Source organism: Salmonella sp. 741265073_HBA (genome assembly GCF_046569105.1).
GTDB lineage: Bacteria > Pseudomonadota > Gammaproteobacteria > Enterobacterales > Enterobacteriaceae > Salmonella > Salmonella enterica.
The window spans coordinates 88,227-113,097 of sequence record NZ_JBKFRY010000005.1 but is presented as its reverse complement, the minus strand read 5'-3'; the positions used below and the strand labels follow the sequence as shown (position 1 = coordinate 113,097).

Annotated in this window: 28 protein-coding genes, 1 tRNA gene and 1 pseudogene; 19 read left to right on the top strand and 11 right to left on the bottom strand. The window is 51.3% G+C overall.

All coding sequences use genetic code 11. The features are described 5' to 3' along the window. Position 1 precedes the first annotated feature (1 nt). The 3 genes from gshB to ruvX all read left to right on the top strand — a co-directional run bounded on the left by gshB (position 2) and on the right by ruvX (position 2,144). Positions 2–949, top strand: coding sequence for a glutathione synthase (gshB, locus tag ACLD3P_RS09455; RefSeq protein WP_000593248.1), 948 nt, complete (start codon positions 2–4; stop codon positions 947–949). 215 nt (positions 950–1,164) lie between these two features. Continuing rightward, entirely contained in the window at positions 1,165–1,728 is a 564-nt protein-coding gene (locus tag ACLD3P_RS09450) for a YqgE/AlgH family protein (protein ID WP_001053171.1), read from the top strand. Continuing rightward, positions 1,728–2,144, top strand: a complete 417-nt coding sequence (gene ruvX, locus ACLD3P_RS09445; RefSeq protein WP_001285491.1) for a Holliday junction resolvase RuvX — start codon at positions 1,728–1,730, stop codon at positions 2,142–2,144. Before ACLD3P_RS09450 ends, ruvX begins: the two co-directional genes overlap by 1 nt. Before the next feature lie 46 nt (positions 2,145–2,190). Here ruvX and ACLD3P_RS09440 read toward each other — a convergent pair whose 3' ends face one another. Next, complete coding sequence (locus ACLD3P_RS09440) at positions 2,191–2,877, bottom strand: IclR family transcriptional regulator (RefSeq protein ID WP_052944283.1); 687 nt, start codon at positions 2,875–2,877, stop codon at positions 2,191–2,193. Between the two features lie 130 nt (positions 2,878–3,007). Then, positions 3,008–3,988, bottom strand: a complete 981-nt coding sequence (locus tag ACLD3P_RS09435; protein ID WP_131046537.1) for a type IV pilus twitching motility protein PilT — start codon at positions 3,986–3,988, stop codon at positions 3,008–3,010. A gap of 17 nt (positions 3,989–4,005) precedes the next feature. On the opposite strand from ACLD3P_RS09435, the gene ACLD3P_RS09430 reads away from it, so the two are divergent. Genes ACLD3P_RS09430 through hemW form a run of 5 tightly spaced genes read left to right on the top strand, consistent with a single transcriptional unit; the run spans position 4,006 to position 7,312 of the window. Next, positions 4,006–4,710 carry a YggS family pyridoxal phosphate-dependent enzyme gene (locus ACLD3P_RS09430; protein WP_000997790.1) on the top strand — a complete coding sequence of 235 codons (705 nt, stop codon included), beginning with the start codon at positions 4,006–4,008 and terminating at the stop codon, positions 4,708–4,710. Positions 4,711–4,728: 18 nt separating this feature from the next. Next, complete coding sequence (locus ACLD3P_RS09425; RefSeq protein ID WP_001094848.1) at positions 4,729–5,295, top strand: YggT family protein; 567 nt, start codon at positions 4,729–4,731, stop codon at positions 5,293–5,295. After that, on the top strand, positions 5,292–5,582 hold the full coding sequence (gene yggU, locus ACLD3P_RS09420; RefSeq protein ID WP_001277203.1) for a DUF167 family protein YggU: 291 nt from the start codon (positions 5,292–5,294) through the stop codon (positions 5,580–5,582). Before ACLD3P_RS09425 ends, yggU begins: the two co-directional genes overlap by 4 nt. Positions 5,583–5,589: 7 nt before the next feature. Continuing rightward, positions 5,590–6,183 carry an XTP/dITP diphosphatase gene (locus ACLD3P_RS09415; protein ID WP_023195148.1) on the top strand — a complete coding sequence of 198 codons (594 nt, stop codon included), beginning with the start codon at positions 5,590–5,592 and terminating at the stop codon, positions 6,181–6,183. After that, entirely contained in the window at positions 6,176–7,312 is a 1,137-nt protein-coding gene (gene hemW / locus ACLD3P_RS09410) for a radical SAM family heme chaperone HemW (RefSeq protein ID WP_061371885.1), read from the top strand. The genes ACLD3P_RS09415 and hemW overlap by 8 nt, the downstream gene beginning before the upstream one ends. A 91-nt stretch (positions 7,313–7,403) precedes the next feature. Here hemW and ACLD3P_RS09405 read toward each other — a convergent pair whose 3' ends face one another. The 5 genes from ACLD3P_RS09405 to trmB all read right to left on the bottom strand — a co-directional run bounded on the left by ACLD3P_RS09405 (position 7,404) and on the right by trmB (position 11,593). Beyond that, positions 7,404–8,411: a DUF1202 domain-containing protein gene (locus ACLD3P_RS09405; protein WP_131046538.1), complete on the bottom strand. Its 1,008-nt coding sequence runs from the start codon at positions 8,409–8,411 to the stop codon at positions 7,404–7,406. A 132-nt stretch (positions 8,412–8,543) separates the two neighbouring features. Next, positions 8,544–9,590, bottom strand: coding sequence for an L-asparaginase 2 (gene ansB, locus ACLD3P_RS09400; protein ID WP_000394189.1), 1,047 nt, complete (start codon positions 9,588–9,590; stop codon positions 8,544–8,546). A 188-nt stretch (positions 9,591–9,778) separates the two neighbouring features. Beyond that, positions 9,779–10,498, bottom strand: a complete 720-nt coding sequence (locus ACLD3P_RS09395; RefSeq protein WP_000984827.1) for a DUF2884 domain-containing protein — start codon at positions 10,496–10,498, stop codon at positions 9,779–9,781. A gap of 49 nt (positions 10,499–10,547) precedes the next feature. Further along, complete coding sequence (locus ACLD3P_RS09390) at positions 10,548–10,874, bottom strand: YggL family protein (protein WP_001107559.1); 327 nt, start codon at positions 10,872–10,874, stop codon at positions 10,548–10,550. Beyond that, positions 10,874–11,593, bottom strand: coding sequence for a tRNA (guanosine(46)-N7)-methyltransferase TrmB (trmB, locus tag ACLD3P_RS09385; protein ID WP_000786890.1), 720 nt, complete (start codon positions 11,591–11,593; stop codon positions 10,874–10,876). The genes ACLD3P_RS09390 and trmB overlap by 1 nt, the downstream gene beginning before the upstream one ends. A gap of 154 nt (positions 11,594–11,747) precedes the next feature. On the opposite strand from trmB, the gene mutY reads away from it, so the two are divergent. The 4 genes from mutY (at position 11,748) to ACLD3P_RS09365 (ending at position 15,774) form a co-directional block, all read left to right on the top strand. Then, entirely contained in the window at positions 11,748–12,800 is a 1,053-nt protein-coding gene (mutY, locus tag ACLD3P_RS09380; RefSeq protein ID WP_060635816.1) for an A/G-specific adenine glycosylase, read from the top strand. A 27-nt stretch (positions 12,801–12,827) separates the two neighbouring features. Beyond that, complete coding sequence (locus ACLD3P_RS09375; RefSeq protein ID WP_000091706.1) at positions 12,828–13,103, top strand: oxidative damage protection protein; 276 nt, start codon at positions 12,828–12,830, stop codon at positions 13,101–13,103. Between the two features lie 112 nt (positions 13,104–13,215). Next, on the top strand, positions 13,216–14,301 hold the full coding sequence (gene mltC, locus ACLD3P_RS09370) for a membrane-bound lytic murein transglycosylase MltC (RefSeq protein ID WP_198893954.1): 1,086 nt from the start codon (positions 13,216–13,218) through the stop codon (positions 14,299–14,301). 216 nt (positions 14,302–14,517) lie between these two features. After that, entirely contained in the window at positions 14,518–15,774 is a 1,257-nt protein-coding gene (locus ACLD3P_RS09365) for a nucleoside permease (RefSeq protein ID WP_001049804.1), read from the top strand. Positions 15,775–15,835: 61 nt separating this feature from the next. Here the strand turns inward: ACLD3P_RS09365 and ACLD3P_RS09360 are convergent, their stop codons facing one another. After that, complete coding sequence (locus ACLD3P_RS09360) at positions 15,836–17,971, bottom strand: ornithine decarboxylase (RefSeq protein ID WP_079943913.1); 2,136 nt, start codon at positions 17,969–17,971, stop codon at positions 15,836–15,838. Positions 17,972–18,395: 424 nt separating this feature from the next. Between ACLD3P_RS09360 and ACLD3P_RS09355 the strand changes: the two genes are divergently transcribed. The 3 genes and pseudogenes from ACLD3P_RS09355 to ACLD3P_RS09345 all read left to right on the top strand — a co-directional run. After that, complete coding sequence (locus tag ACLD3P_RS09355; RefSeq protein WP_024797643.1) at positions 18,396–19,103, top strand: DUF554 domain-containing protein; 708 nt, start codon at positions 18,396–18,398, stop codon at positions 19,101–19,103. A gap of 105 nt (positions 19,104–19,208) precedes the next feature. Beyond that, positions 19,209–19,284, top strand: a tRNA-Phe gene (locus ACLD3P_RS09350). 158 nt (positions 19,285–19,442) lie between these two features. After that, positions 19,443–19,670: pseudogene (locus ACLD3P_RS09345) on the top strand (Arm DNA-binding domain-containing protein); the annotation flags it as partial. A gap of 273 nt (positions 19,671–19,943) precedes the next feature. Here the strand turns inward: ACLD3P_RS09345 and ACLD3P_RS09340 are convergent. Then, on the bottom strand, positions 19,944–20,849 hold the full coding sequence (locus ACLD3P_RS09340; protein WP_131046540.1) for a LysR family transcriptional regulator: 906 nt from the start codon (positions 20,847–20,849) through the stop codon (positions 19,944–19,946). Positions 20,850–20,949: 100 nt separating this feature from the next. On the opposite strand from ACLD3P_RS09340, the gene ACLD3P_RS09335 reads away from it, so the two are divergent. Genes ACLD3P_RS09335 through ACLD3P_RS09325 form a run of 3 tightly spaced genes read left to right on the top strand, consistent with a single transcriptional unit; the run spans position 20,950 to position 23,256 of the window. Beyond that, positions 20,950–21,573 carry an FMN-dependent NADH-azoreductase gene (locus ACLD3P_RS09335; protein ID WP_023254044.1) on the top strand — a complete coding sequence of 208 codons (624 nt, stop codon included), beginning with the start codon at positions 20,950–20,952 and terminating at the stop codon, positions 21,571–21,573. A 25-nt stretch (positions 21,574–21,598) separates the two neighbouring features. Further along, positions 21,599–21,862 (top strand): YdgH/BhsA/McbA-like domain containing protein, encoded by a 264-nt coding sequence (locus tag ACLD3P_RS09330; protein ID WP_024797641.1) that lies wholly within the window; start codon positions 21,599–21,601, stop codon positions 21,860–21,862. 50 nt (positions 21,863–21,912) lie between these two features. Next, entirely contained in the window at positions 21,913–23,256 is a 1,344-nt protein-coding gene (locus tag ACLD3P_RS09325; protein ID WP_253777074.1) for a ferric reductase-like transmembrane domain-containing protein, read from the top strand. 274 nt (positions 23,257–23,530) lie between these two features. Here the strand turns inward: ACLD3P_RS09325 and ACLD3P_RS09320 are convergent, their stop codons facing one another. Beyond that, on the bottom strand, positions 23,531–23,839 hold the full coding sequence (locus tag ACLD3P_RS09320) for a conjugal transfer nickase/helicase domain-containing protein (protein WP_253777077.1): 309 nt from the start codon (positions 23,837–23,839) through the stop codon (positions 23,531–23,533). Further along, positions 23,829–24,194 carry a hypothetical protein gene (locus ACLD3P_RS09315; RefSeq protein WP_126523837.1) on the bottom strand — a complete coding sequence of 122 codons (366 nt, stop codon included), beginning with the start codon at positions 24,192–24,194 and terminating at the stop codon, positions 23,829–23,831. The genes ACLD3P_RS09320 and ACLD3P_RS09315 overlap by 11 nt, the downstream gene beginning before the upstream one ends. 91 nt (positions 24,195–24,285) lie before the next feature. Between ACLD3P_RS09315 and ACLD3P_RS09310 the strand changes: the two genes are divergently transcribed. Next, positions 24,286–24,630: an N-6 DNA methylase gene (locus ACLD3P_RS09310; protein WP_024134177.1), complete on the top strand. Its 345-nt coding sequence runs from the start codon at positions 24,286–24,288 to the stop codon at positions 24,628–24,630. Positions 24,631–24,871 lie beyond the last annotated feature (241 nt).

Sequence of the window (24,871 nt, the reverse complement as noted above, 5' to 3'; positions counted from 1 at the left end):
AATGATCAAGCTCGGCATCGTGATGGACCCCATCGCACACATCAACATCAAGAAAGACACCAGTTTCGCTATGCTGCTGGAAGCCCAACGTCGTGGTTATGAACTTCATTATATGGAGATGGCCGACCTTTATCTGATTAACGGCGAAGCCCGCGCCCGCACGCGAACGTTGAGCGTGGAGCAAAATTACGATAAATGGTACGAGTTCGGCAGCGAGCAGGAGATTAAACTCGCCGATCTGGACGTCATTTTGATGCGCAAAGATCCGCCGTTTGATACCGAGTTTATTTATGCGACCTATATTCTGGAACGCGCTGAAGAGGAAGGGACGCTTATCGTCAACAAACCGCAAAGCCTGCGCGACTGTAATGAAAAACTGTATACTGCCTGGTTTGCCGACCTGACCCCGGAAACGCTGGTAACGCGCAATAAAGCGCAGCTCAAAGCGTTTTGGGAAAAGCATGGCGATATCATTATGAAACCGCTGGACGGTATGGGCGGCGCGTCCATTTTCCGCGTTAAGGAAGGCGATCCTAACATAGGCGTTATTGCCGAAACGCTGACCGAGCTGGGCAACCGCTACTGCATGGCGCAGAACTATTTGCCCGCGATCAAAGATGGCGATAAGCGCGTCCTGGTCGTCGACGGCGAGCCGGTGCCTTACTGCCTGGCGCGTATTCCGCAGGGCGGCGAAACCCGCGGCAACCTGGCGGCTGGTGGTCGCGGCGAACCCCGTCCGTTGAGCGAAAGCGACTGGGAAATCGCCCGCCGCGTTGGGCCGACGCTTAAAGCCAAAGGGCTTATTTTCGTCGGTCTGGATATTATCGGCGACCGCTTAACGGAAATTAACGTGACCAGCCCAACCTGCGTGCGTGAAATTGAAGCGGAATATCCGATCTCTATCACCGGGATGTTGATGGACGCCATCGAAGCGCGTCTGGCGAAGTAAAGGTTTATTGCCCGGTGGCGTGCGCTTACCGGGCCTGAGCAATCACGCCGCCCCGGTCGGATAAGGCGGCGCATCAGCATCGCCATCCGGCAGTCTATTGCCCGATAAGGCAGCCGTTCTTTGGCAAAAGACGGCTTATATGAGTGACAACCGTCCGCTTTCCCCACATACTGAACGCTGTCGTTTTTTTGAACCAGGAAACAGAACCTCTGACAATGAATTTACAGCATCACTTTCTTATTGCCATGCCTGCGCTCCAGGACCCGATTTTCCGCCGTTCCGTGGTGTATATTTGCGAGCACAACCAGGACGGCGCTATGGGGATTATTGTTAATAAGCCTTTGGAAAATCTGCAAATTGAAGGGATTCTGGAAAAACTAAAAATTACGCCGGAACCGCGCGATTCGGCAATTCGTCTTGATAAAGCCGTGATGCTCGGCGGCCCGCTGGCGGAAGATCGCGGATTTATTCTCCATACTCCGCCGTCACGTTTCGCCTCCAGCATTCGTATCTCAGACAATACCGTGATTACCACTTCCCGCGATGTGCTGGAAACGTTAGGTACCCAACAACAGCCTTCCGATGTGCTGGTCGCGCTGGGCTACGCCTCCTGGGATAAAGGCCAGCTTGAACAAGAGTTGCTTGATAACGCCTGGCTTACCGCGCCCGCCGATCTCAATATTTTGTTCAAAACGCCCATTGCCGAGCGCTGGCGCGAAGCGGCAAAACTTATTGGCATTGATATTCTGACCATGCCTGGCGTTGCGGGGCACGCCTGATGAGCGACACCTTACTGGCCTTTGACTTCGGCACAAAAAGCATTGGCGTTGCAATAGGACAACGCATTACCGGCACCGCCCGTCCGCTTCCGGCAATCAAAGCACAGGACGGCACGCCCGACTGGACGCTCATTGAACGTTTGCTGAAAGAGTGGCAGCCGGACGAAATTATTGTCGGGCTACCGCTCAATATGGATGGCACTGAACAACCGCTGACGGCGCGCGCACGTAAATTCGCTAACCGTATTCATGGGCGTTTCGGGGTAACTGTCACGCTGCACGATGAACGACTCAGCACCGTTGAAGCACGCTCCGGTCTGTTTGAACGAGGTGGGTATCGCGCGCTGAACAAAGGCAAAGTGGACTCGGCCTCCGCCGTGATTATCCTCGAAAGCTATTTTGAACAGGGGTATTAAAGCCGTTTTTGTCAGCAGGCGGATAACGCGGTCACGGTTGCCAGGCTTACTGGGCAATACGCTGGTTTAGTGCCTTCAGCGCCTGTAAACGCGCAGCCGCCTCCGCCTCATCAATCCGCCACATTCCCGCAAAGGCCAGCGCTGCGGCGTGCTTGTCTAGCGGTTGCGCCATAGAAACTTCACCATCAGCGTGATGCCACAGCACGTATCCCCGCTGGCGCTGCTGCGCCACATGCGGCGCCAGATTACGCCACTGCTCCGGAGTAAAACGCTGCATTAGCGCCTCATCGCTTTCTGCCGCCAGTAACGCCACTCCTGTTACCGACTGCCAGGCCGGGCACATGCGAAACCCCGCCAGCGCCTGACTTCCCTGCGACCCCGGCGTAGAGTGATAAATATAGATAATCTGGTCCTCCCATAGCACGCCTAATGCCACCACGATGTCTTTGGGCGCATGGCGCTCAAGGATAGGCAACGCATGGGAGAACAGCGCTGAACCGCGAATCGCCTGCGCCGCCAAAGCATGAATGCCTGGCCCGGGTAAATAGCGTCGGTGCTCATCCTGCATCGTGAGTCCAATAGAGGCCATCGTCATTAACAGGCGATTAACGCGCGTGGTATTAATATCCATCAGCCGGGCAAGCTCGCGACATCCGATAGCACGGTCGCTGGAGACCAGATATTGCAGACAGCGAATGCCATCTATCAGGCTTTGATTCGGTTGTGATGACATCGTTAAATGGCTTCGCTGTGGTTTTAACAAAGCTGCGATTTTAACGCCGGTTCGCCAGGATACAAGCCTGTATGCCGTTCAATCCACCGCGCCAGTCAACACTTTACCCCCCACTACGCCGCCATCTTCGCTACAGCCGTCCCTGCGCCTGACGCCATTGCGCGCTCTGGGCGAATGTCATCATCCCCTGCTGCTGCCCGGTTTGTATCACGTGGGCCAACTGATGGAGTTTGCCTTCACGGATCAAATTCCCTGTGGCTGGCGTATTAATCAGTAATTCAAACAACGCCACGCGCCCCTCCTGCCTGTCGGCCTCCAGTTTTTGCGATAGTACGGCGCGCAGACTACCCGCCAGTTGACTGCGTACCGGTTCTTTTTCCTGCGCCGGAAAACTATCCACTAATCTTTCCACCGCCTGCGCCGCACCGCGAGTATGCAGGGTTGCCAGTACCAGATGCCCCGTTTCCGCCGCCGTCAGCGCCAGGCGAATGGTCTCGCTGTCACGCAGCTCTCCCAGCAAAATGACATCGGGATCTTCACGCAACGCCGCGCGCAGCCCGGCGGCAAAAGTGGCGCAATGCTGGCCGATTTCCCGCTGCTGTATCAGGCAACGCTTGCTGGTGTAACGGTACTCAATAGGATCTTCCAGCGTCAGGATGTGTTTATCGGCATGTTGATTAAGATATCCCACCATCGCCGCCAGCGTGGTGGACTTCCCGCAGCCAGTAGCGCCAGTGACCAGAATCAGTCCGTTCTCGCTGGCAAGCAGTGCGGGTACTATCGGCGGCGTCTGGATTTCCGCCAGATCAGGACAACGCTCGGGCAATAGCCGTAGCGCCAGCGACGTTCCCTGTTGATGTGTGAACGCACTGGCGCGCAGGCGCCGCGTGCCAGACAGCGAGACGGCGAAATCAAGCTGGCCGTGCGTTCGCCACTGATATTGTTGCGCGTCATTAAGCCAATCAAGCAGAAGCCTGTCGACATCTGGCGCGGTAAAAGGCGCGATCTCCATGCGTCCTTGTTTGCGCCATCGCGCAGGCCAGGCGTTACACAGGTGTAGATCCGAGACGTTATGCTTTACACTAAGCGTCACAATTTCTTCCATATTCATATAAACATCCTCGGAAAATGAACGATATCGCGCATAACCTGGCACACATCCGGGACAAAATCTCCGCCGCGGCGACGCGTTGCGGCCGCTCTTCAGAAGAAGTTACGTTGCTTGCAGTGAGTAAAACCAAACCTGCGAGCGACATCGCAGAAGCCATTGCCGCCGGACAACGGGCATTTGGTGAAAATTATGTACAAGAGGGGGTGGAAAAAATCCGCCACTTTCAGGAAGCGAAAGTGGAAGGCCTGCACTGGCACTTTATTGGCCCTTTACAGTCCAACAAAAGTCGGCTGGTGGCCGAGCATTTTGACTGGTGTCATACCATCGATCGCCTGCGTATCGCCTCGCGGCTGAGCGAACAGCGTCCGGATAATCTGCCGGCGCTAAATGTTCTGATCCAAATTAATATCAGCGATGAAAACAGCAAATCAGGCATTCCGCTGGCGGAACTGGATGAGCTGGCCGCGGCGGTGGCTACACTGCCGCGTCTGCGGCTTCGCGGACTGATGGCGATCCCGGCCCCAGAGTCAGATTATGTAAGGCAGTTTGAAGTCGCACGTCAAATGGCTGTAGCATTTGCCGGGCTGAAAGCGCGCTACCCTGACGTTGATACCTTATCTCTGGGTATGAGCGACGATATGGAAGCCGCGATTGCGGCAGGTAGCACAATGGTGCGCATCGGCACCGCTATCTTTGGTGCTCGTGATTACACAAAAAATTAAGGAAAACTGAGGAACGCCATGAATACGTTGACCTTCCTGCTCTCAACGGTAATTGAGCTGTATACCATGGTGCTATTATTGCGCGTGTGGATGCAGTGGGCCCGCTGTGACTTTTACAACCCTTTCTCCCAGTTCGTGGTGAAAATTACGCAGCCCATCATCGGACCGCTGCGTCGTATTATCCCGCCAATGGGGCCGATCGACAGCGCTTCCCTGCTGGTGGCGTTTATTCTTAGCGTTATTAAGGCGATAGTGCTGTTTAAGGTCATTACGTTTCAGGCGATTATCTGGATTGCCGCGGTGCTTATCTTACTTAAAACAATCGGTCTGCTGATCTTCTGGGTGCTGCTGGTCATGGCTATCATGAGCTGGGTGAGCCAGGGTCGTAGCCCGATTGAATATGTATTGATTCAGCTTGCCGAGCCGCTGCTCAGCCCGATTCGCCGTATACTGCCTGCGATGGGCGGCATCGACTTCTCGCCGATGGTTCTGGTGCTGCTGCTGTATGTCGTTAATATGGGAATCGCTGAAGTCTTACAAGCGACAGGCAACATGTTGCTGCCGGGGCTGTGGATGGCGTTATGAGTGCTGTGACTCGCTGCGAAGACGGTCTGGTGTTACGGCTTTATATTCAGCCGAAAGCCAGCCGCGACAGTATTGTGGGCTTACATGGCGACGAGGTGAAAGTCGCCATTACTGCCCCGCCGGTTGACGGTCAGGCAAACAGCCATCTGATCAAGTTTCTCGGTAAACAGTTTCGCGTGGCGAAAAGTCAGATCGTCATCGAAAAAGGCGAGCTGGGCCGTCACAAACAGGTAAAAATTATTCACCCGCAACAGATCCCGCCGGAAATTGCGGCGTTAACTGAGTAGGTATTCCATGCAAAAAGTTGTTCTCGCAACCGGCAACGCCGGTAAAGTGCGCGAGCTCGCGTCGCTGTTAAGCGATTTTGGGCTTGATGTGGTAGCGCAAACGGAACTGGGCGTTGACTCCGCGGAAGAAACCGGCCTGACGTTTATTGAAAACGCGATTCTCAAAGCGCGCCATGCCGCTAAAATGACCGGTCTGCCCGCCATTGCCGATGACTCCGGTCTGGCCGTTGACGTTTTAGGCGGCGCGCCGGGTATCTATTCCGCGCGCTATTCTGGCGAAAACGCGACAGATCAGCAAAATCTGGAAAAACTGCTGCATACTCTACGGGATGTTCCGGACGACAAACGCCAGGCGCGATTCCATTGTGTGCTGGTTTATTTGCGTCATGCCGAAGATCCCACACCGATAGTCTGTCACGGTAGCTGGCCTGGCGTCATTACTCGCCAGGCGGTCGGAAATGGCGGATTTGGCTATGATCCCATTTTCTTCGTACCGTCTGAAGGCAAAACCGCCGCAGAACTGACCCGTGAAGAAAAAAGCGCGATTTCCCACCGTGGACAAGCGCTCAAGCTGCTGCTGGATGCGTTACGCAATGGCTAAACTACCGCCGCTCAGTCTTTATATTCATATTCCCTGGTGTGTACAAAAATGTCCATATTGCGACTTCAATTCCCATGCGTTGAAGGGCGAGGTGCCGCATGACGACTACGTCCAGCATCTGTTAAGCGATCTGGACGCCGATGTCGCCTGGGCGCAAGGGCGTGAAGTAAAGACCATTTTTATTGGCGGCGGTACGCCAAGCCTGCTTTCCGGGCCGGCGATGCAAACGCTGCTGGACGGCGTGCGTGCGCGCCTGAATCTGGCGGCGGATGCGGAAATTACCATGGAAGCGAACCCCGGCACGGTCGAAGCCGACCGCTTCATCGACTATCAGCGCGCCGGCGTAAACCGGATCTCCATTGGCGTGCAGAGCTTTAGTGAGCCTAAGCTGAAACGTCTTGGCCGTATTCACGGTCCACAAGAGGCGATGCGGGCAGCAATACTGGCAAATGGGCTTGGGCTACGCAGCTTTAACCTCGACTTGATGCATGGATTGCCGGATCAAACGCTGGAAGAGGCGCTGAATGATTTGCGACAGGCGATTGCGCTTAATCCGCCGCATCTCTCATGGTATCAATTGACGATTGAACCCAACACTCTGTTCGGTTCGCGTCCGCCGGTTTTACCGGACGATGACGCACTGTGGGATATCTTTGAGCAGGGCCACCAGTTATTAACCGCTGCTGGCTATCAGCAATACGAAACGTCGGCCTATGCCAAACCCGGTTATCAGTGCCAGCATAATCTGAACTACTGGCGCTTTGGCGACTATCTGGGGATTGGCTGCGGCGCCCACGGTAAAGTCACCTTCCCGGGCGGCAGGATCCTGCGCACCACCAAAACCCGTCACCCACGCGGTTATATGCAGGGACGTTACCTGGAAAGCCAGCGTGACGTGAGTGATGACGATAAACCCTTTGAGTTCTTTATGAATCGTTTTCGGTTGCTGGAGCGCGCGCCTCGCGCCGAATTTGTCGACTATACCGGGCTTACGGAAGCGGTTATTCGTCAGCCAATCGACGAGGCTATTGCCCAGGGCTATCTGACCGAATGCGAGCAATACTGGCAGATTACCCGGCACGGTAAACTGTTTTTAAACTCTCTTCTTGAGTTGTTTCTCGCGGAATAACAAGGAATAAGCCTGTCGCGCCAGCGGGTAAAATACCTGATGGCGCGACGCTTACCGACCTGTGGCGGTTAATGCGCCGCCGGCAAGCGCATTATTTAATAACGCCTTTACGACGTAAATCGTCCGTATCTTTTTTCCAGCGCTCGTAACCGTCATTAATATCCATGATTTTCATGCGGATATCACTCTGTTGCATCTGAAGTTTCTGTACCGCTATATTCAGCGGATATTGTCCTTTCTCTAACGTTATCCAGTCATTCTGCGCTTTTCGACGCAGCTCTTCTGATTTCAAAAATACCTGCCGCCGTTGCTCGTGTATGTCTAAATCTCTTTTCTGCTGAATAGCCGCTTCATTGCACGGCTCACTCTGCTTACGGCACGCGTCTAATGCCGGTTGATAGACCTCTTTTTCGTATTTCTCGGCATATACGCTGCTATCGTTGGCTTTTACATAATCATCGCGCTCTTTTAACGTCTTTTTAAACGCCTCGGCGCGGGTCAACGGTTTCCCATCAGCGCCTTTTCCCCAATATGCGTCCGCTTCTTTTTTAGCTACCGCTATTTTCTTATCCAGGGCAGAGAGTTGTTCTTCAAGACCGGGGATCGACGCTTTCTGCGCACGCCAGGAGGCTTCAATGTTGCCAAACCGATAGTTAAAGTCATCACTGTTGACGATCAGGTATTTATCATTCGTTTTAATGTCGTCAATAGCCCGGCCCTGATCGCTGGCTGCCATTTGTAATGAGTAATAGTTCACCGTCCAGCCAGAGGCTGGCGTCCCTTTACTGGTTAACATGGCAGAAAATTTAACGGGACGCTCTTTGGTCCAGGTTTTTTCAACAAAATAATAATCCGCCGCCATACCAACGCCGGTATACATATCTTCACGGGAAGAAATATCCCCTTCGGCAGACCAGGTGGCCTGATTGCCCGTCGAATCAAGATTTTTTAAGGTAATGGAATCCAGTTTAAGTATGCCGTGGTACTGCTTACTAAACTGTTCTTTTAAGATGTTATCGGAGGGTTGAGCAACCTCTGCCCAACTATAGCCTGAAATCAGGGCAAACAGCGCTGCGCCAGCAATCCATTGTCGAACCACTTGTGGACCTCCCGTCCAGAGACATGACGCCCACGATTATCATAACCAGGATGATAATTAGCAAGATAATAGTGTTGGTTGTGCGAGAGGTCTTCCAAAGATGGCCCCGGCCTTCCGACCGGGGCATTATCTTTAATACTGATTGAACATCGTCTGGATCTGTTTTGGATCTTTAGTCTGGGTTAACGCCAGTTGCAGTAAGACACGCGCTTTTTGCGGGTTCAGCGTGCCGGAAGCGACAAAGCCGTATTTTGCATCGTCAACTTCCGCATCCTGCGTGGTTGCGCCCGTCGGCACACGTGAAGAACGCACCACTACCGTACCGTTGTGCGCGGCGGTCGCCAGGGTATCAAAGACCGTTTTATACAGGTTGCCGTTACCCACGCCTGCGCTCACGATCCCGTCATAACCCGCGTCTACCAGCGCTTTTGCCGGCAGATCGGACGCATTCGCATAGTTATAAACGATACCGACTTTCGGCAACGCGGTCAGCTTCGACACGTCGAACGGGGTGGAGGTGGTATGTTTACGCTCTGGTGTACGCTGGTAGTCAATTTTACCGTTGTGGATATAACCCAGCGGGCCATAGTTAACCGCTTTAAACGTCGCCACGTCAGTCGTATTGGTCTTAGTGACGTCGCGTCCGTCCATGACGGTATCATTCATTACCACCAGCACGCCGCGGTTGGCAGACTGTTTATCAGCCGCTGTTACTACCGCATTATAGAGGTTGAACGGGCCATCTGCGCTCATTGACGTGGAGGGACGCATCGCGCCGACCAGTACCACCGGTTTATTGCATTTCACGGTCAGATCGAGGAAATAAGCGGTCTCTTCCATCGTATCAGTACCGTGGGTGATCACGAAACCGTCGGTGCTGTCGCACTCGGTGTTGATTTTTTTCGCCAGCGTGAGCCAGACTTCATCGTTCATATCCTGCGAGCCAATGTTAACGACCTGCTCGCCTTTCACTACCGCAATGTCCTTCAATTGAGGAACGGCATCCACCAGATTTTCGACACCGACTTTACCTGCCGTATAATTTGATTTTGTTGCTGAATCACCGCCGCCAGCGATCGTTCCGCCGGTCGCTAAGATGGTGATATTCGGTAAAGCGAACGCTGCGCCGCTGAAACCCATTACCAGAGCAGCTAATGCCGTTTTCCTGAAAAACTCCATGTTATATCTCCAGTTATGTCAACTGGTCGCATTATCCCTATATTGCAGACGAATAATGTGACGCCATACGATTAACCAGCGATATATATCCAACAGAGAGTATTTTTTAGAGATGGATAACAAAATGCAGGAAAAAACAGAATAAAAAGGCGCAGATACGATCTACGCCATTGTTTAAAAAGGAAAGATTACTTCAGGCTGCCAACCAGCGCTTTGCGGCTATCTTCTAAGGTTACTACGCGGCTACAGACATCTTTGCCAAACTGCTGGAAATCTTTCTCCTGATTTTTCCATTCGTTCTGGATAGCGGTTTGCAAACCACCGAGGCTGCCCATCACGCCCTGTAAAGGATTGCCGCCGCCTTTAAGCACCGCTTTGGCGCCCATTTCGTTAATGCTGTCCTGCAAAATACCGCCCATCGCCTGATTCACCAACTGCTGACCGTCGGCACGCACCTGGTCGATAGCCTTATAGTGGAACGTCAGGCCGTCCGTACGATGTTCAATAATGCGGTTCATTTGCGCTTTTAATTGCGCATCAAGCTTCGTCAGACGGCTACGCATGTTGCTGCTTTCGCCCACCTCTTTAGCGATGATTTTATCCAGCGCCACGCGGCCTTTTTCGACGCGCGATCGGGCGCCCTCATCAATCCACGGCAGCGCGCTTCGCAGCTCCGCCTGGTAATCTTTCGCCTGCTCGCGCTGCGCGGCGCTAAGGGTGTACTGCTTACCGTTGTACATCACATTGCCGTCCGGCGTGATCACCAGGTTGCCGTTTTCACCTTTCACCTGCACCGTTTGTGGACTCAGGATCACATCGTCACGCGGCGTGACGCTGCATTTGTAATCTGCATGAGCGGCCATCGCCGTAAACGTTAGCACTGCCGCCAGCAGCGTTTTGCGCATCATAACTTTCCCTCAAGACAAAGCGGGCCGGCATTTGCCGACCCTGTACTTATTAGTCCCACCAAACGTCGAAAAGTTCGCTGGTTCGGACTTCCTCAAGGTTGCGCGCTTCCAGCCACTTACGCACAATCGCCTGATGTTCTTCGGTACATTTACCGATTTCCTGCATACAAATCAGCCCTTCCCAGGCCAGGTAGCCGCTGCCGTCAAACGCCAGTTTATTAGGCTCAATAACGTCATTAATAAAGTCATCGACAGTCTTATCGATCTGCTCTTCAGATGTACCTTCCGGAAAACGCCATGCCACCGAAAATCCTAATTCCTGGAATTCGTCAATGTGCATTTTTTTACGCAGACGACGACTACGGTTCTTTGCCATTATTTCACCCTCTCGAACATTAAGTCCCATACGCCATGACCAAGACGATGGCCACGTTGTTCAAATTTCGTTACCGGGCGCGATTCCGGGCGCGGTACATAATCATTGCTCTCTGACAGATTTTTGTACCCGTCGATAGAAGACATGACTTCAAGCATGTGTTCCGCATACGCTTCCCAGTCGGTCGCCATATGGAAAACGCCGCCCAATTTCAGCTTGCTCAATACCAGTTCAGCAAACGGCACCTGAACGATACGGCGTTTATTATGACGCGCTTTATGCCACGGGTCAGGGAAAAAGAGCTGAACCATCGATAAAGAATTGTCAGGAATCATTTTATGCAACACTTCTACCGCGTCGTGGCACATGACGCGCAGGTTTTCAACGCCCTCTTCATGAGCGGACGCCAGACACGCGCCGACGCCGGGCGAATGCACTTCAATACCGAGGAAATTCTGCTCCGGGCGCGCTTTCGCCATCGCCACGAGAGACGCCCCCATGCCAAAACCAATCTCCAGCGTCACCGGCGCTTCGCGACCAAACAACGTGGCGAAATCTACCGGCGCCTCGCTGAACTCGACGCCCATCACCGGCCAGTAGTTTTCCAGCGCGTGCTCTTGCCCCTTTGTCAGTCGCCCCTGGCGACGAACAAAACTACGAATACGGCGCAGCGGGCGACCGTTTTCATCAAATTCCGGTGAAATGACGTCGTTTTTCATAAAAGTGTAGTCTGCTGTGTTTGAGTTCTGAAAACGGGCATTATCCAAAGTTAGTTGCCGGATGCAAGCATGAAGCGCACTGCGGAAAGTTCCGGTTTACACCCTGCGGCCTCTGTGCTGCAATCTTGCCCCCGGCAATAATGAATGAGTTTCCATGCAAGCGTCTCAATTTTCAGCCCAGGTTCTGGACTGGTACGACAAATACGGGCGGAAAACGCTGCCCTGGCAAATTAACAAGACGCCTTACAAAGTATGGCTCTCGGAAGTCATGTTGCAACAAACGCAGGTGACGACGGTGATTCCTTACTTTGAGCGATTTATGGCGCGCTTTCCGACGGTAACGGATTTAGCGAATGCGCCGCTGGATGAAGTACTCCATTTATGGACCGGGCTCGGCTATTACGCCCGCGCACGTAATTTGCATAAAGCGGCGCAACAGGTGGCGACGCTTCACGGTGGAGAATTCCCGCAAACTTTTGCCGAAATCGCCGCGCTCCCCGGCGTCGGACGTTCAACCGCCGGCGCAATTCTCTCCCTCGCGTTAGGTAAACATTATCCGATTCTTGATGGAAACGTTAAACGTGTGCTGGCTCGCTGTTATGCTGTTAGCGGCTGGCCTAGAAAAAAAGAGGTGGAGAATACGCTGTGGACGTTGAGCGAGCAAGTGACGCCCGCACGCGGCGTGGAGCGTTTTAATCAGGCGATGATGGATCTGGGCGCGATGGTTTGTACGCGTTCAAAGCCAAAGTGCACCCTGTGTCCGCTGCAAAACGGTTGTATCGCCGCTGCGCATGAAAGCTGGTCACGCTATCCGGGCAAGAAACCGAAACAGACGTTGCCGGAGCGGACGGGTTACTTTTTATTGTTACAGCATAATCAGGAGATTTTCCTGGCGCAGCGCCCTCCCAGCGGTTTATGGGGCGGACTCTACTGCTTCCCGCAGTTCGCCAGCGAAGATGAATTACGTGAATGGCTGGCGCAACGGCATGTTAACGCTGATAATTTGACCCAGCTTAACGCGTTTCGCCACACATTTAGCCATTTCCACCTGGATATTGTGCCTATGTGGCTTCCCGTGTCGTCACTGGACGCCTGCATGGATGAAGGCAGCGCGCTCTGGTATAACTTAGCGCAACCGCCGTCAGTCGGACTGGCGGCCCCCGTGGAGCGCTTGTTACAGCAGTTACGTACCGGAGCGCCAGTTTAACGCCCCGGTCGATGAAGAGGATGACTTATGAGCAGAACGATTTTTTGTACTTACCTGCAACGCGACGCTGAAGGGCAAGATTTTCAGCTCTACCCTGGCGAACTGGGAAAACGTATCTATAACGAGATCTCTAAGGACGCGTGGGCGCAGTGGCAGCATAAGCAGACCATGTTGATTAACGAGAAAAAGCTCAACATGATGAACGCCGAGCACCGTAAGCTGCTGGAACAGGAGATGGTGAGCTTCCTGTTCGAAGGCAAAGACGTTCATATCGAAGGTTATACGCCAGAAGATAAAAAATAGGCCCGTTGCTGAATGACGCTGCGCTTATTCGGCCTGTGAGTTATGCCGGATAAGCCCTTAGCGCCGCTGCCCGGCAACATGGCATAACGACAACACAACATGCACTCCCGGAATGATGAAAAAATTACTCGCGCTTGCTGTTATTGCGCCGTTGCTCATCTCCTGCTCCAGTTCGACCAAAAAAGGCGAGACGTATAATGAAGCCTGGGTCAAGGATACCAACGGCTTTGATATTTTGATGGGGCAATTTGCCAACAATATTGAAAATCTGTGGGGATATAAGGAAGTCCTGATCGCCGGGCCGAAAGACTACGTCAAATATACCGATCAGTTCCAGACCCGCAGCCACATCAACTTTGATGATGGGACCATTACCGTTGAAACCATCGCCGGGACGGAACCTACCGCACATCTGCGCCGGGCCATTATTAAAACGTTGCTCATGGGTGACGACCCAACCTCCGTCGATCTTTACTCCGATGTCGATGACATAAAAATTTCTAAAGAACCCTTCCTGTATGGTCAGGTCCTCGACAATACCGGCCAGCCTATTCGCTGGGAAGGCCGCGCCACGACATTCGCGGGTTACTTGCTGAAAACGCGGCTCAAAAGCCGCAGTAACGGCCTGCGTATTATTTACAGCGTCACCATTAATCTGGTGCCGAACCACCTTGATAAACGCGCGCATAAATATATTGGCATGGTACGCCAGGCCTCCCGTAAATACGGCGTTGACGAGTCGCTGATTCTGGCGATTATGCAAACGGAGTCCTCGTTTAACCCGTATGCGGTCAGCCACGCGGATGCGCTGGGCCTGATGCAGGTGGTGCAACACAGCGCCGGGAAAGATGTTTTCCGTTCTCAGGGTAAGTCCGGCACGCCAAGCCGTAACTTCCTGTTCGACCCCGCCAGCAATATCGATACCGGCACAGCGTATCTGGCGATGTTGAATAATGTCTATCTGAGCGGTATTGAGAATCCGACGTCGCGGCGCTATGCGGTCATTACTGCCTATAATGGCGGCGCAGGCAGCGTATTACGCGTATTCTCGAACGATAAGATTCAGGCCGCGAATATGATTAACCGCATGTCGCCGGGGGATGTGTACCAGATATTAACCACCCGACATCCATCTGCGGAGTCGCGCCGCTATCTGTATAAGGTGAATTCCGCCCAGCGATCGTATCGCCGCCGATAAACCATCGCATCCCGCCTCTGGCCGACAAATGACAGAGGCGGGAAAGGCAAAAGTGTTAACTCCGTCACCATTTTGCTTTGCAATCAGAAATTGTTTGCAAATATTTGTCACAGGTAACAAAAAAAGCCCGCCTCTCATTGATAGAATCACACCAAATCACAACGGCAAATGTGCCTTTTAAAACATTCATCCGCTCTCAGGTGTGAGGAAATTAACATGAATCTTAAGCTGCAGCTTAAAATACTCTCTTTTCTGCAGTTCTGTCTGTGGGGAAGCTGGCTCACTACCCTGGGCTCGTATATGTTCGTCACCTTAAAATTTGACGGCGCATCTATTGGCGCAGTTTATAGTTCACTGGGGATTGCCGCCGTCTTTATGCCGACCTTGCTAGGCATTGTGGCTGACAAATGGCTGAGCGCGAAATGGGTCTATGCCCTGTGTCATGTTGTCGGCGCCATCACGCTATTCATGGCCGCGGAAGTCACTACGCCTGGGGCGATGTTCTTTGTGATCCTGCTTAACTCGTTGGCCTATATGCCGACGTTGGGCTTGATCAATACCATATCGTATTACCGCCTGCAGTCTGCCGGCATGGATATTGTGACTGACTTCCCGCCTATCCGTATCTGGGGCACCATTGGCTTTATTCTGGCGATGTGGGGCGTGAGTTTCTCCGGTTTCGAGCTGAGCCATATGCAGCTTTATATCGGCGCGACGCTTTCCGTTCTGCTGGTACTGTTTACCTTTACCCTGCCGCACATTCCGGTGGCGAACCAACAGAAAAACCAGAGCTGGACATCAATGCTGGGCCTTGACGCTTTTGCGCTGTTTAAAAATAAGCGGATGGCGATTTTCTTCATCTTCTCCATGATGCTGGGCGCGGAACTGCAGATCACCAACATGTTTGGCAACACCTTCCTGCATAGCTTTGATAAAGATCCGCTATTCGCCAGTAGCTTTATCGTGCAGCACGCCTCGGTGATGATGTCGATTTCGCAGATTTCTGAAACGTTATTCATCCTGACCATTCCGTTCTTCCTGAGCCGTTATGGTATTAAGAACGTTATGCTTATCAGTATTGTGGCGTGGATGCTGCGTTTCGGCCTGTTCGCTTATGGCGACCCGACGCCGTTCGGTACCGTTCTGCTGGTACTGTCGATGATTGTGTACGGCTGCGCCTTCGATTTCTTCAACATTTCTGGCTCGGTGTTTGTCGAAAAAGAAGTACGCCCGGAAATCCGCGCCAGCGCGCAGGGGATGTTCCTGATGATGACCAACGGCTTCGGCTGTATCCTGGGCGGCATTGTGAGCGGTAAAGTGGTGGAGTATTACACTCAAAACGGCATTACCGACTGGCAGACCGTGTGGCTCATCTTCGCAGGCTACTCGCTGGTGCTGGCCTTTGCGTTCGTAGCCTTGTTCAAATACAAACACGTTCGCGTTCCGGCAAGTTCGCAACCCGTTGCACATTAATTCTTGCCCTGTTTCGCAGGTCGGATAAGGCGTAAATGCCTTATCCGGCCTGCAGGCAACGTTACTTTAAAACATATCCGTACAAGCGTTGAATTCCATCGGCATCAGTCTCGCTATATACCCCCTGCAATTCAGGCGAAAAACCGGGCAACAGATTGATGCCCTCTTCCAGCGCCAAAAAATAACGCTGCGCCGCGCCGCCCCAAATCTCCCCCGGCACCACGCACAGTACGCCCGGCGGGTATGGCAATGCCCCCTCGGCAGCAATACGCCCGCCCGCTTCGCTGATACGCACCAGCTCTACATCGCCGCGAATAAAGGCGCTGTTGGCGTCCTGTGGGTTCATCGCCACATGCGGCAGGCTTTCTTTGCGGAACATCGCTTTTTGCAGATCCTTAACGTCAAAGCTAACGTACAGGTTGTGCATCTCCTGACATAGCTCACGCAGGGTGTAATCGCGGTAGCGCACCGGGTATTTCTGAAAAACCGTCGGCAATACATCCGCAAGCGGCGTATCGTCTTCAATGTGTCGTTCAAATTGCGCCAGCATCGCGACCAGCCGCGCCAGTTTCTCTTCGCTCTCGGCGGGTGTCAGCAAGAACAGAATCGAGTTGAGATCGCACTTCTCAGGCACAATACCGTTCTCACGCAGATAGTGGGCGAGAATGGTCGCCGGGATGCCGAATTCGGTGTACCGACCACTATCGGCATCAATACCTGGCGTGGTCAGTAACAGTTTACAAGGATCGACAAAATACTGGTCATCCGCATAACCCTCAAAACCATGCCATTTCGCCCCAGGTTCAAAACTGAAGAAACGACGATTGCTGGCAATGGTCTCCGTCGGATATGCCTGCCACGGCTTGCCGTCAACCACCAGTGGGATAAAGGGCTGAAGCAGTTTGCAACGGGCGAGAATGGCTTTACGTGCGTCAATGCCCAGCGCAACGCACTCCGCCCACAGGCGGCGACCGCTCTCCCCTTCGTGGATTTTGGCATTGATATCCAGCGCCGCAAACAGCGGGTAGAACGGACTGGTCGAGGCGTGCAACATGAAGGCGTTGTTCAGGCGTTTGTGCGGGCAAAAACGCGCCTGGCCGCGAATATGGTTATCTTTTTTGTGGATCTGCGAGGTTTGTGAGAACCCCGCCTGTTGCTTATGTACCGATTGGGTCACAAAGATCCCAGGGTCGTTTTCATTAAGCTCCAGCCGCAATGGCGAGGTATCCGCCATCATATTGATAAACTGCTCATAGCCTACCCACGCGGAGTCAAACAGAATGTAATCGCAGAGATGTCCGATTTTATCCACCACCTGACGGGCGTTGTAAATAGTGCCGTCATAGGTACCCAGCTGAATGATCGCCAGGCGGAACGGACGCGACGCATCGGCGCTTTCCGGCATCACGTCACGAATCTGGTCGCGCAGGTACGTTTCATCAAAACAGTGCGCATCAATACCACCGATAAAACCAAACGGGTTACGCGCCGCTTCAAGATAGACCGGCGTCGCCCCGGCCTGAATCAGGGCACCGTGGTGGTTGGATTTGTGATTATTACGATCAAACAGCACCAGATCGCCGCGCGTCAGCAGGGCGTTGGTGACCACTTTATTCGCCGCCGAAGTTCCATTCAGCACAAAGTAGGTTTTATCCGCATTAAACACTTTTGCCGCAAATTTCTGCGCGTGTTTGGCAGAACCTTCATGTATTAGCAGATCGCCAAGTTTCACATCGGCGTTACACATATCCGCACGAAACAGGTTTTCACCAAAAAAGTCATAAAAATGACGGCCTGCGGGATGTTTTCTAAAAAACTCGCCATGCTGGTGCCCCGGGCAAGCAAAGGTACTATTCCCCATGTCGACATACTGGGTCAGGGTGCCATAAAAGGGCGGCAGAAGTTCCGCTTCGTAGCGACAGGCTGCGTTTTCCAGCTCCAGCCATTCCTGCGCGTTCCCGCCTATTACCGCCGTAACGCCGGCAGGCGCGCTGACGGGTTCATCCGCAAGCATAAACACCGGCAGGTGAAAACCGGTGCGTTTAAGCAACGCCAGAATACCGCTACGGCTGTCGGCAGTGGTAATGACGACTGCGGCCACATCGGTAAAGTCGGTACTGTCCAGCGCCACTACGTTTCGGTGGGTGGAGAGACGGGGGATGAGTTCACCGCTGGCGGCAATATTCATTGATTTCATAAGCGCAAATACCCGTTTCGGGAGTAGAGTAACCCCGGACAAGGCCGATGCCTTGCCCAACGAGATGCCGGGTCAAACTGGATACCAGCTCCGACCGCCAGACATCAGTAAAAACAGACTGTTTCTGATTTTACTGTTGTCCTGCAGTGAGCGTGCGCTGCCCTCACCGCATAGCGAGGATGACAAAAAAAAGGAAAGAAAGGGGCAAACCTCGCGCAGTCAGGCGACAGTGAAGACAATATAAAGGCGCTATGTTCATCCCGGCGAGCCCCATGCTGGCAGGAGAAATTTCGCGCAATCATGGCACCTTTCACCAGACGGCGCAAGGTAAAATCAGCGCTCTATACGTCACAGATAGTCAAGCTATTAACAGCTTAATCGCGTGATAATAAGGCAATTTGAAAGACAAATAACAGGAGTCATTGTGGTAATTGGACCTTTTATTAACGCTGGCGCAATTTTATTCGGCGGCGTTATTGGCGCGCTGTTAAGTCAGCGTCTGCCAGAACGGATTCGCGTCTCAATGACGTCTATTTTTGGTCTATGCTCTCTGGGAATTGGCATTCTGCTGGTGATGAAATGCGCTAATCTTCCGGTGATGGTGCTGGCGACGCTGGTCGGCGCGCTTATCGGCGAGTTTTGTTTGCTGGAAAAAGGCATTAATGGCGCAGTCGCGAAAATCCAACAATTATTTATGGCATCGGGTAAGAAGCCGACACACGACTCATTTATTCAAAGTTACGTCGCTATCATTGTACTTTTTTGCGCCAGCGGCACCGGTATTTTCGGCGCGATGCATGAAGGGATGACTGGCGATCCAAACATTTTGATCGCTAAATCTTTTCTGGATTTTTTCACTGCCATTATTTTCGCCTGTTCGCTTGGCATCGCCGTTTCGGCGATTTGCGCGCCGATGTTGATTATCCAGTTAACGCTTGCCGCCTGCGCCACCCTCATTCTTCCACTGACCACGCCGGCAATGATGGGCGACTTTAGCGCTGTAGGCGGACTGCTGCTGGTGGCGACCGGCTTGCGTGTATGTGGAATCAAAATGTTTCCGGTAGTGAATATGCTCCCGGCGCTGTTGCTGGCGATGCCGATTTCCGCCGCATGGACGATGTTTTTTGCCTGATTCTGCGTGCAATAGCAACAAAGTGGTGATAGATTGTGCAGTCTACGTTGATTTGAAGAAATTTCGTTGACGAAGCGAGGCGATTACGGTTTAATGCGCCTCGTTGCCCGGATAGCTCAGTCGGTAGAGCAGGGGATTGAAAATCCCCGTGTCCTTGGTTCGATTCCGAGTCCGGGCACCACCTTTCCTTTTTATGCTTCCTGATAAATCCCCTTGTGTTTTTAATTCAATGAGTTAGCGTGGAAATCTTTTCAGGTGCGTTTTGATTTATCCCTACGTATCCGGAAAATTGTGGGTCAGATTAAGGGTTCATTCACTTCGATGAACGGAGAGACCCTCATGTTAACTGATAGCAAGATCTGCGCCGCGCCCCTCGAAAAACCCTACAAAAATCACCGATTCACAAATTCTGTACCTGACGGCTCTAAGCTATGGTATTTCCGCTATCGCTTCGGCGGTAAAGAAAATCGTCTGACTTTCGGCCCCTATCCGCAGGTTACGCTGGCAAAAGCCCGCGAAAAGCGCAATGCCGCGCGTAAGCTGCTGGTATCGGGTATCTGCCCTTCTCTGATGCCAGTGAGCGTCAAGGAGCGCAACGGCGTGCGGGCGGCGTATGTACATGGAGGCGCGTATGGAGATGATGCAGTGGTGGTCAGATTATCTGGACGTGAGCCGCGAGGGGGACGTTGCGCCCTATATTTATGCCCGGCAACATAGCGTATATTTAAGACTTATGAACTGATTGCAGAATGTCTAAGCCGGGATTATCTGCCACAGTCATGTTTGGTCATTTGTTACAACAACACGGCGACAGTTTTCTGCCGCTATGAATTAACCTTTTTAATGTCCTGAATTTAGTTTCTCCTGCCGCATGGTTAACTCGTCCATAAAATAGCGTGCAACTGCGGGCATTCCTTTGTTCGCTGGGAATAGTGCATAAATCTGTCTTGGCTGGCCAGACCACTCGGGGAAAAGTTGTACCAGTCCCCCGTTTTGCAATTCTTCCTTGCAGGCCGGAAACGGTAACAAAGCCACACCATTGCCGCCAGCAACTGCCTGTAACAGAACCCGCAGATTATTGGAATACAAACGGGGGGAAAGTGACAGGGTGATTTCCTGACTCCCATTGATTAAATGCCACGGTTGCATACGGCCGTCGGCCAGTCTCACCATTGCCGGAGCCCTGTGAAGATCTCCAATGGTCTTTAAATCAGGATATTGCTCGACCCACTGGGGGCTGGCAACCAGAATATCGTATAGCGTATTGATTTTTTTATAGTGCAACGAAGAATCAGGCAATGCCCCTGAACTTACTGATAGCGCAATATCAATACCTTCTGCAATCATATCCACCGGGCGATTGACAGCAAGGAGCTGCACATTTGCCAGCGGCCAACGGGCAATAAATTCGTTGATGAGTGCTCCCAGCCACGTTTCTGCCATGAATACCGGCGCACTGATCCGTAATGTCCCCTGTGGATACTCCTGCACCGCCTGAACAACAGCGCGGGCTCGCTCACTTTGATTTACCAGCTTCTGACACTCCTGCGCAAATTGCTCGCCGACTTTGGTCAGCGCAAGGCGTCGGGTTGTCCGCTGAATCAGATGTACACCAAGCTGTTCCTCTAATGCCGACATCCGCCGACTTAGCACCGATTTGGACACTTTCGCACGTATTGCCGCCCGGCTGTAGCTTCCTTCTTCTGCAATCAGGGCAAAATACCAGTAATCATTCCAGTCAATCATGATTGTTCTTTTATCGCAACAATGAAGTTCAATTTCGTCTATTTAAACATCATTTTAAGAACGGTTAAACTAGCCACACGTTTTAAATGAGACGAACACCATGAAGATCCTCCACATTGACAGCAGCCCTATGCTCTGCAACTCCAGCTCACGAAAGCTGAGCCTGGCGCTGACAAAAGCTATCTGCCAGCGCTTTCCGAATGCCAGCGTGACATACCGCGATCTCGGACGGACACCGCCACCCCACTTACGCGAAGAGACATTTCTGGTGCTTGGGGGAAAGTTAATGTCTACAGACGCACAAACGCAAAGTGAAGTGGAGGGTATCAGAAACGCGATCGCGGAGTTGAGCCTCTGCGATATATTAGTAATAGGTGCACCGATGATTAACCACTCTGTCTCTTCGGGTCTGAAAACCTGGATAGATCAGGTTTGCCAGGCTGGTCTGACATTTCGTTTTACCTCTACGGGTGCAACGGGGTTACTGGTCGACAGGCCAGCATTTATTGTCTCCACGCGAGGTGGAATTTATTCAGATACCAGGCATCGGGAATTGGATCATCAGGAAAGCTATCTGCGGTCAACGTTAAATTTGATGGGGATCACTAACGTTCATATATTGCCCACCGAAGGAGTGGATAAAACCGTACCAGGCAGATCTCTGGCAGAAAAAAACTCGCTGGCGCAAATTCCCTGTATGCTGGCTCATGCTTTTAATCGATAAGTTTATTAATATGAAAGGAATTCTTATGAATATCAGTAAAAAAATTGTCACCTCTTTTTTCTTACTCTCTTTATTTGGGCAGACATCCATTGCTGCAACAGAAATTAGTCATCCAGAAACAGACATGAAAGAAATTGCTCATGTTAGTGTATCATCCATAAATACAAATCCTGAAAGCATCATACAACTCCTTCAGAATAAAACTGAAGCGTCAGGTGCTCATTATTATCGAATCACTTCATTTCATATCGATAATCAATCACACGCCACCGCTATTCTTTATAAATAATCACAATTACAATCAATCGTAATTATTATCCAGGACACGGGTAATTGCCCGTGCCTGCTAAAAAACAGGCCATTATGAAAATAACGTATTTTGTGAGTAGCTTAACATTACTCACAGCAAGTCTTATTTTTGTCTTATCAGGTGAAATATTCCACGCTGAAACATCTAAAATCTTTTGGCTGTTTCGGCAAAACTTTCTATTTTTTAGTGGGTGCGTCGCATGGTGTTTTATGACATTAGCTATGTGTCTGATTTTGCGTTCACCCTGGTTGAATCGAATTCTGAAAGGTCTGGATAAATCGTGGGGTTTACACAAACAAGCTGGTATTATCGCGACAGTCTTTACGCTGGCGCACTGGCTGGACGAAAAAATACCTCACTGGCTGGTGCAAAATGGCTGGCTTGCTCATCCAGGATCACTGGGAAGTGTTCAGATAAGCTCATGGCAATCTCAACTGATCTATGCAGGATTGTTAGCTGCTGAATGGTCTACATACCTGATGATAGGGTTGGTGCTGGTTTCTCTTGTAAAAAAAATCCCTTATAACATTTTCCATTTTATACATCGTCTGTTTCCTGTTTTTTACCTGGCTACTGCTTTCCATATTTTTACCGTTCTATTTAAAACATATTGGTGGAATTCACCTTCGGGCATTCTGCTGGTAATTGTGAGTATTCCAGGTGTTTATGCTGCTGGCCTTTCACTATTTAATATGATTGCTTATAAAAACAAACGCGTTGCGATCATCACAAACATCGACTATTACCCAAATGATATTATAGAAATAACTCTACATACTGACACTCCTCTATTGCATACACCTGGGCAGTTTTCATTTTTAACATTTCAACATGATGCAGAGGCACACCCATTCACTATAGCCTCTTATTACCAGGATAAAAAACACTTGCGTTTTGCCATTAAAGCATTAGGGGATCATACACATTCACTAAAGAAAGAATTAAAAACTGGACAGGACGTGATTGTTGAGGGCCCTTGGGGTTATTTAGACTTTAATATTCAATCTGAGCGTCAGGTCTGGGTTGCGGGAGGGATCGGTATCACTCCTTTTATATCTCAGCTGGAATATTTAAAAAACTCAGACCACCAACTCTGCCCTATTGATTTATGGTATTGCGTTGGTCAGCATGATGATTTGCAGTACCCTGTAAATCTCGATTTATTATGTACAGCAGCAGGTGTGACTTTACACCGTATCGATGCCGGGAAGAAACTGGAAGCCAAACATATTATGATGGAAAGCGATAATAGCCAAAACGTTCACGTCTGGTTTTGCGGGCCAGCAGGTTTTGCGAAAAGTCTACTATCCGGACTACAAAAGTACGGGATATCAGAGAAAGCCTTCCATTATGATCGTTTTAATATGCGTTAATTATTGATGAGAAAATTCATATACATATTTTTCGCAGGCCACCTCGGCATTGGTTTACAACAAATCGAAGAAACTGAATCTCAGAAATAGCACTGTAATTCATTTTCCGGACTACTGGCACAATGCGCTCCGGATGTTGAGATAAGTAAAGAAGTTCATGAGTGGGTTAATACTCCTCTGGTCAGAAAAGGGATTATGTAAATAATTAAGGGACGCCACTGCGGCGTCCCTTAGATATGAAAAAGAGGTGCGCCCCTCCACACCGTTTCCATTACTACGTCATGATGGTTAAATAGGGGTTATCTTCCGGTACATTGCTACTAAATATATCCTCTGGCTTATCCAGAAGATAGCCTTTTACCTGACGAATTTTACGTGGCCCTTTGACCTCACAGTTAAAAATATTAATCCCGTCGTCGCCCCGTATATGCAGACCCAGCCGCTGAAAGCTCAGCTGTACTTTTTTCCACTCCGTCCCAGTCTCACCCGTAACCGACTGAACATATAGCTGAAAAATACCAGGCGATACCAGAAACACTTTTCCCTGAACCATATGCACGCGAGCCATCACGTCATTCGTCACAATTTTTCGTGCCTGCACCACCTGACACAACCAGTCGTAAAAATGTTGCCCGGAGTGTTATTTTGCTGTCTGCCTGCGATACTACCGGACGGGACGGTGGAGGCGATGGATAATCGGGACTATCAATATCACCGGATAATGCCGCAGCCGCTTTTTCCGGTACAGCGGCAGGCAAAACAGGACGGTTATCTTCACAGGGTATTTCCGGCTGGAAAGTATGGGCTGCTGGCGCGGCAGTTTCCTGTGGGGCAAACAGCGAAAAAGCCAGATCGGTTAATTCTTTTTCTGGTGCAGGTAATGACGGTACAGATTGCTCACTGCCCACATTAAGCATCTCTGACGGATTATTCGTCACAGGCACCACGCTTCCTGTAAACGGTGCTGGGCGTTCTCCTGCGGTGCTCCAGAACCGTGATGGTGATCATTTTCTTGCCCCGGAAGGTACGATGGCGATCGTCCTGCCGCACGGCGTTCTGTTTCGCGGCGGCGCGGAAGAGCGTATTCGTCGTAAGCGGCTCGAAGACGGCAATATCGATACCGTCATTGGCCTGCCCGCCAACCTGTTTTTCTCAACCGGTATTCCGGTGTGTATTCTGGTATTGAAAAAGTGCAAAAAGCCGGATGACGTGCTGTTTATTAACGCCAGTGAATACTTCGAGAAAGGTAAGCGGCAGAACCGTCTGAATAAAGAGCACATCAGCAAGATTGTCGATACTTACCAGTTCCGCAAAGAGGAAGATCGCTATTCCCGCCGCGTACCGCTGGAGGAAATCAAGGCTAACGAAATCTGAATATTTCCCGCTATATCAGCACCGCCGTGCCGGAGGAGAAAATCGATCTGGCAGCAGTCAATAGCCAGCTAGTCGAGTTAGAGCAGGAAATAGCGAAAGCGCGAGATACGCATAACGCCTTTCTTAAAGAGCTTGGTCTGCCGCCACTGCCCTGAATCACACTTATAAATCTGCCCCTGCGCTAACAGGGGCGGTTTGCTCTAATGGTTTATTTTTTATCGCTAAAGTCGATTTAAAAACG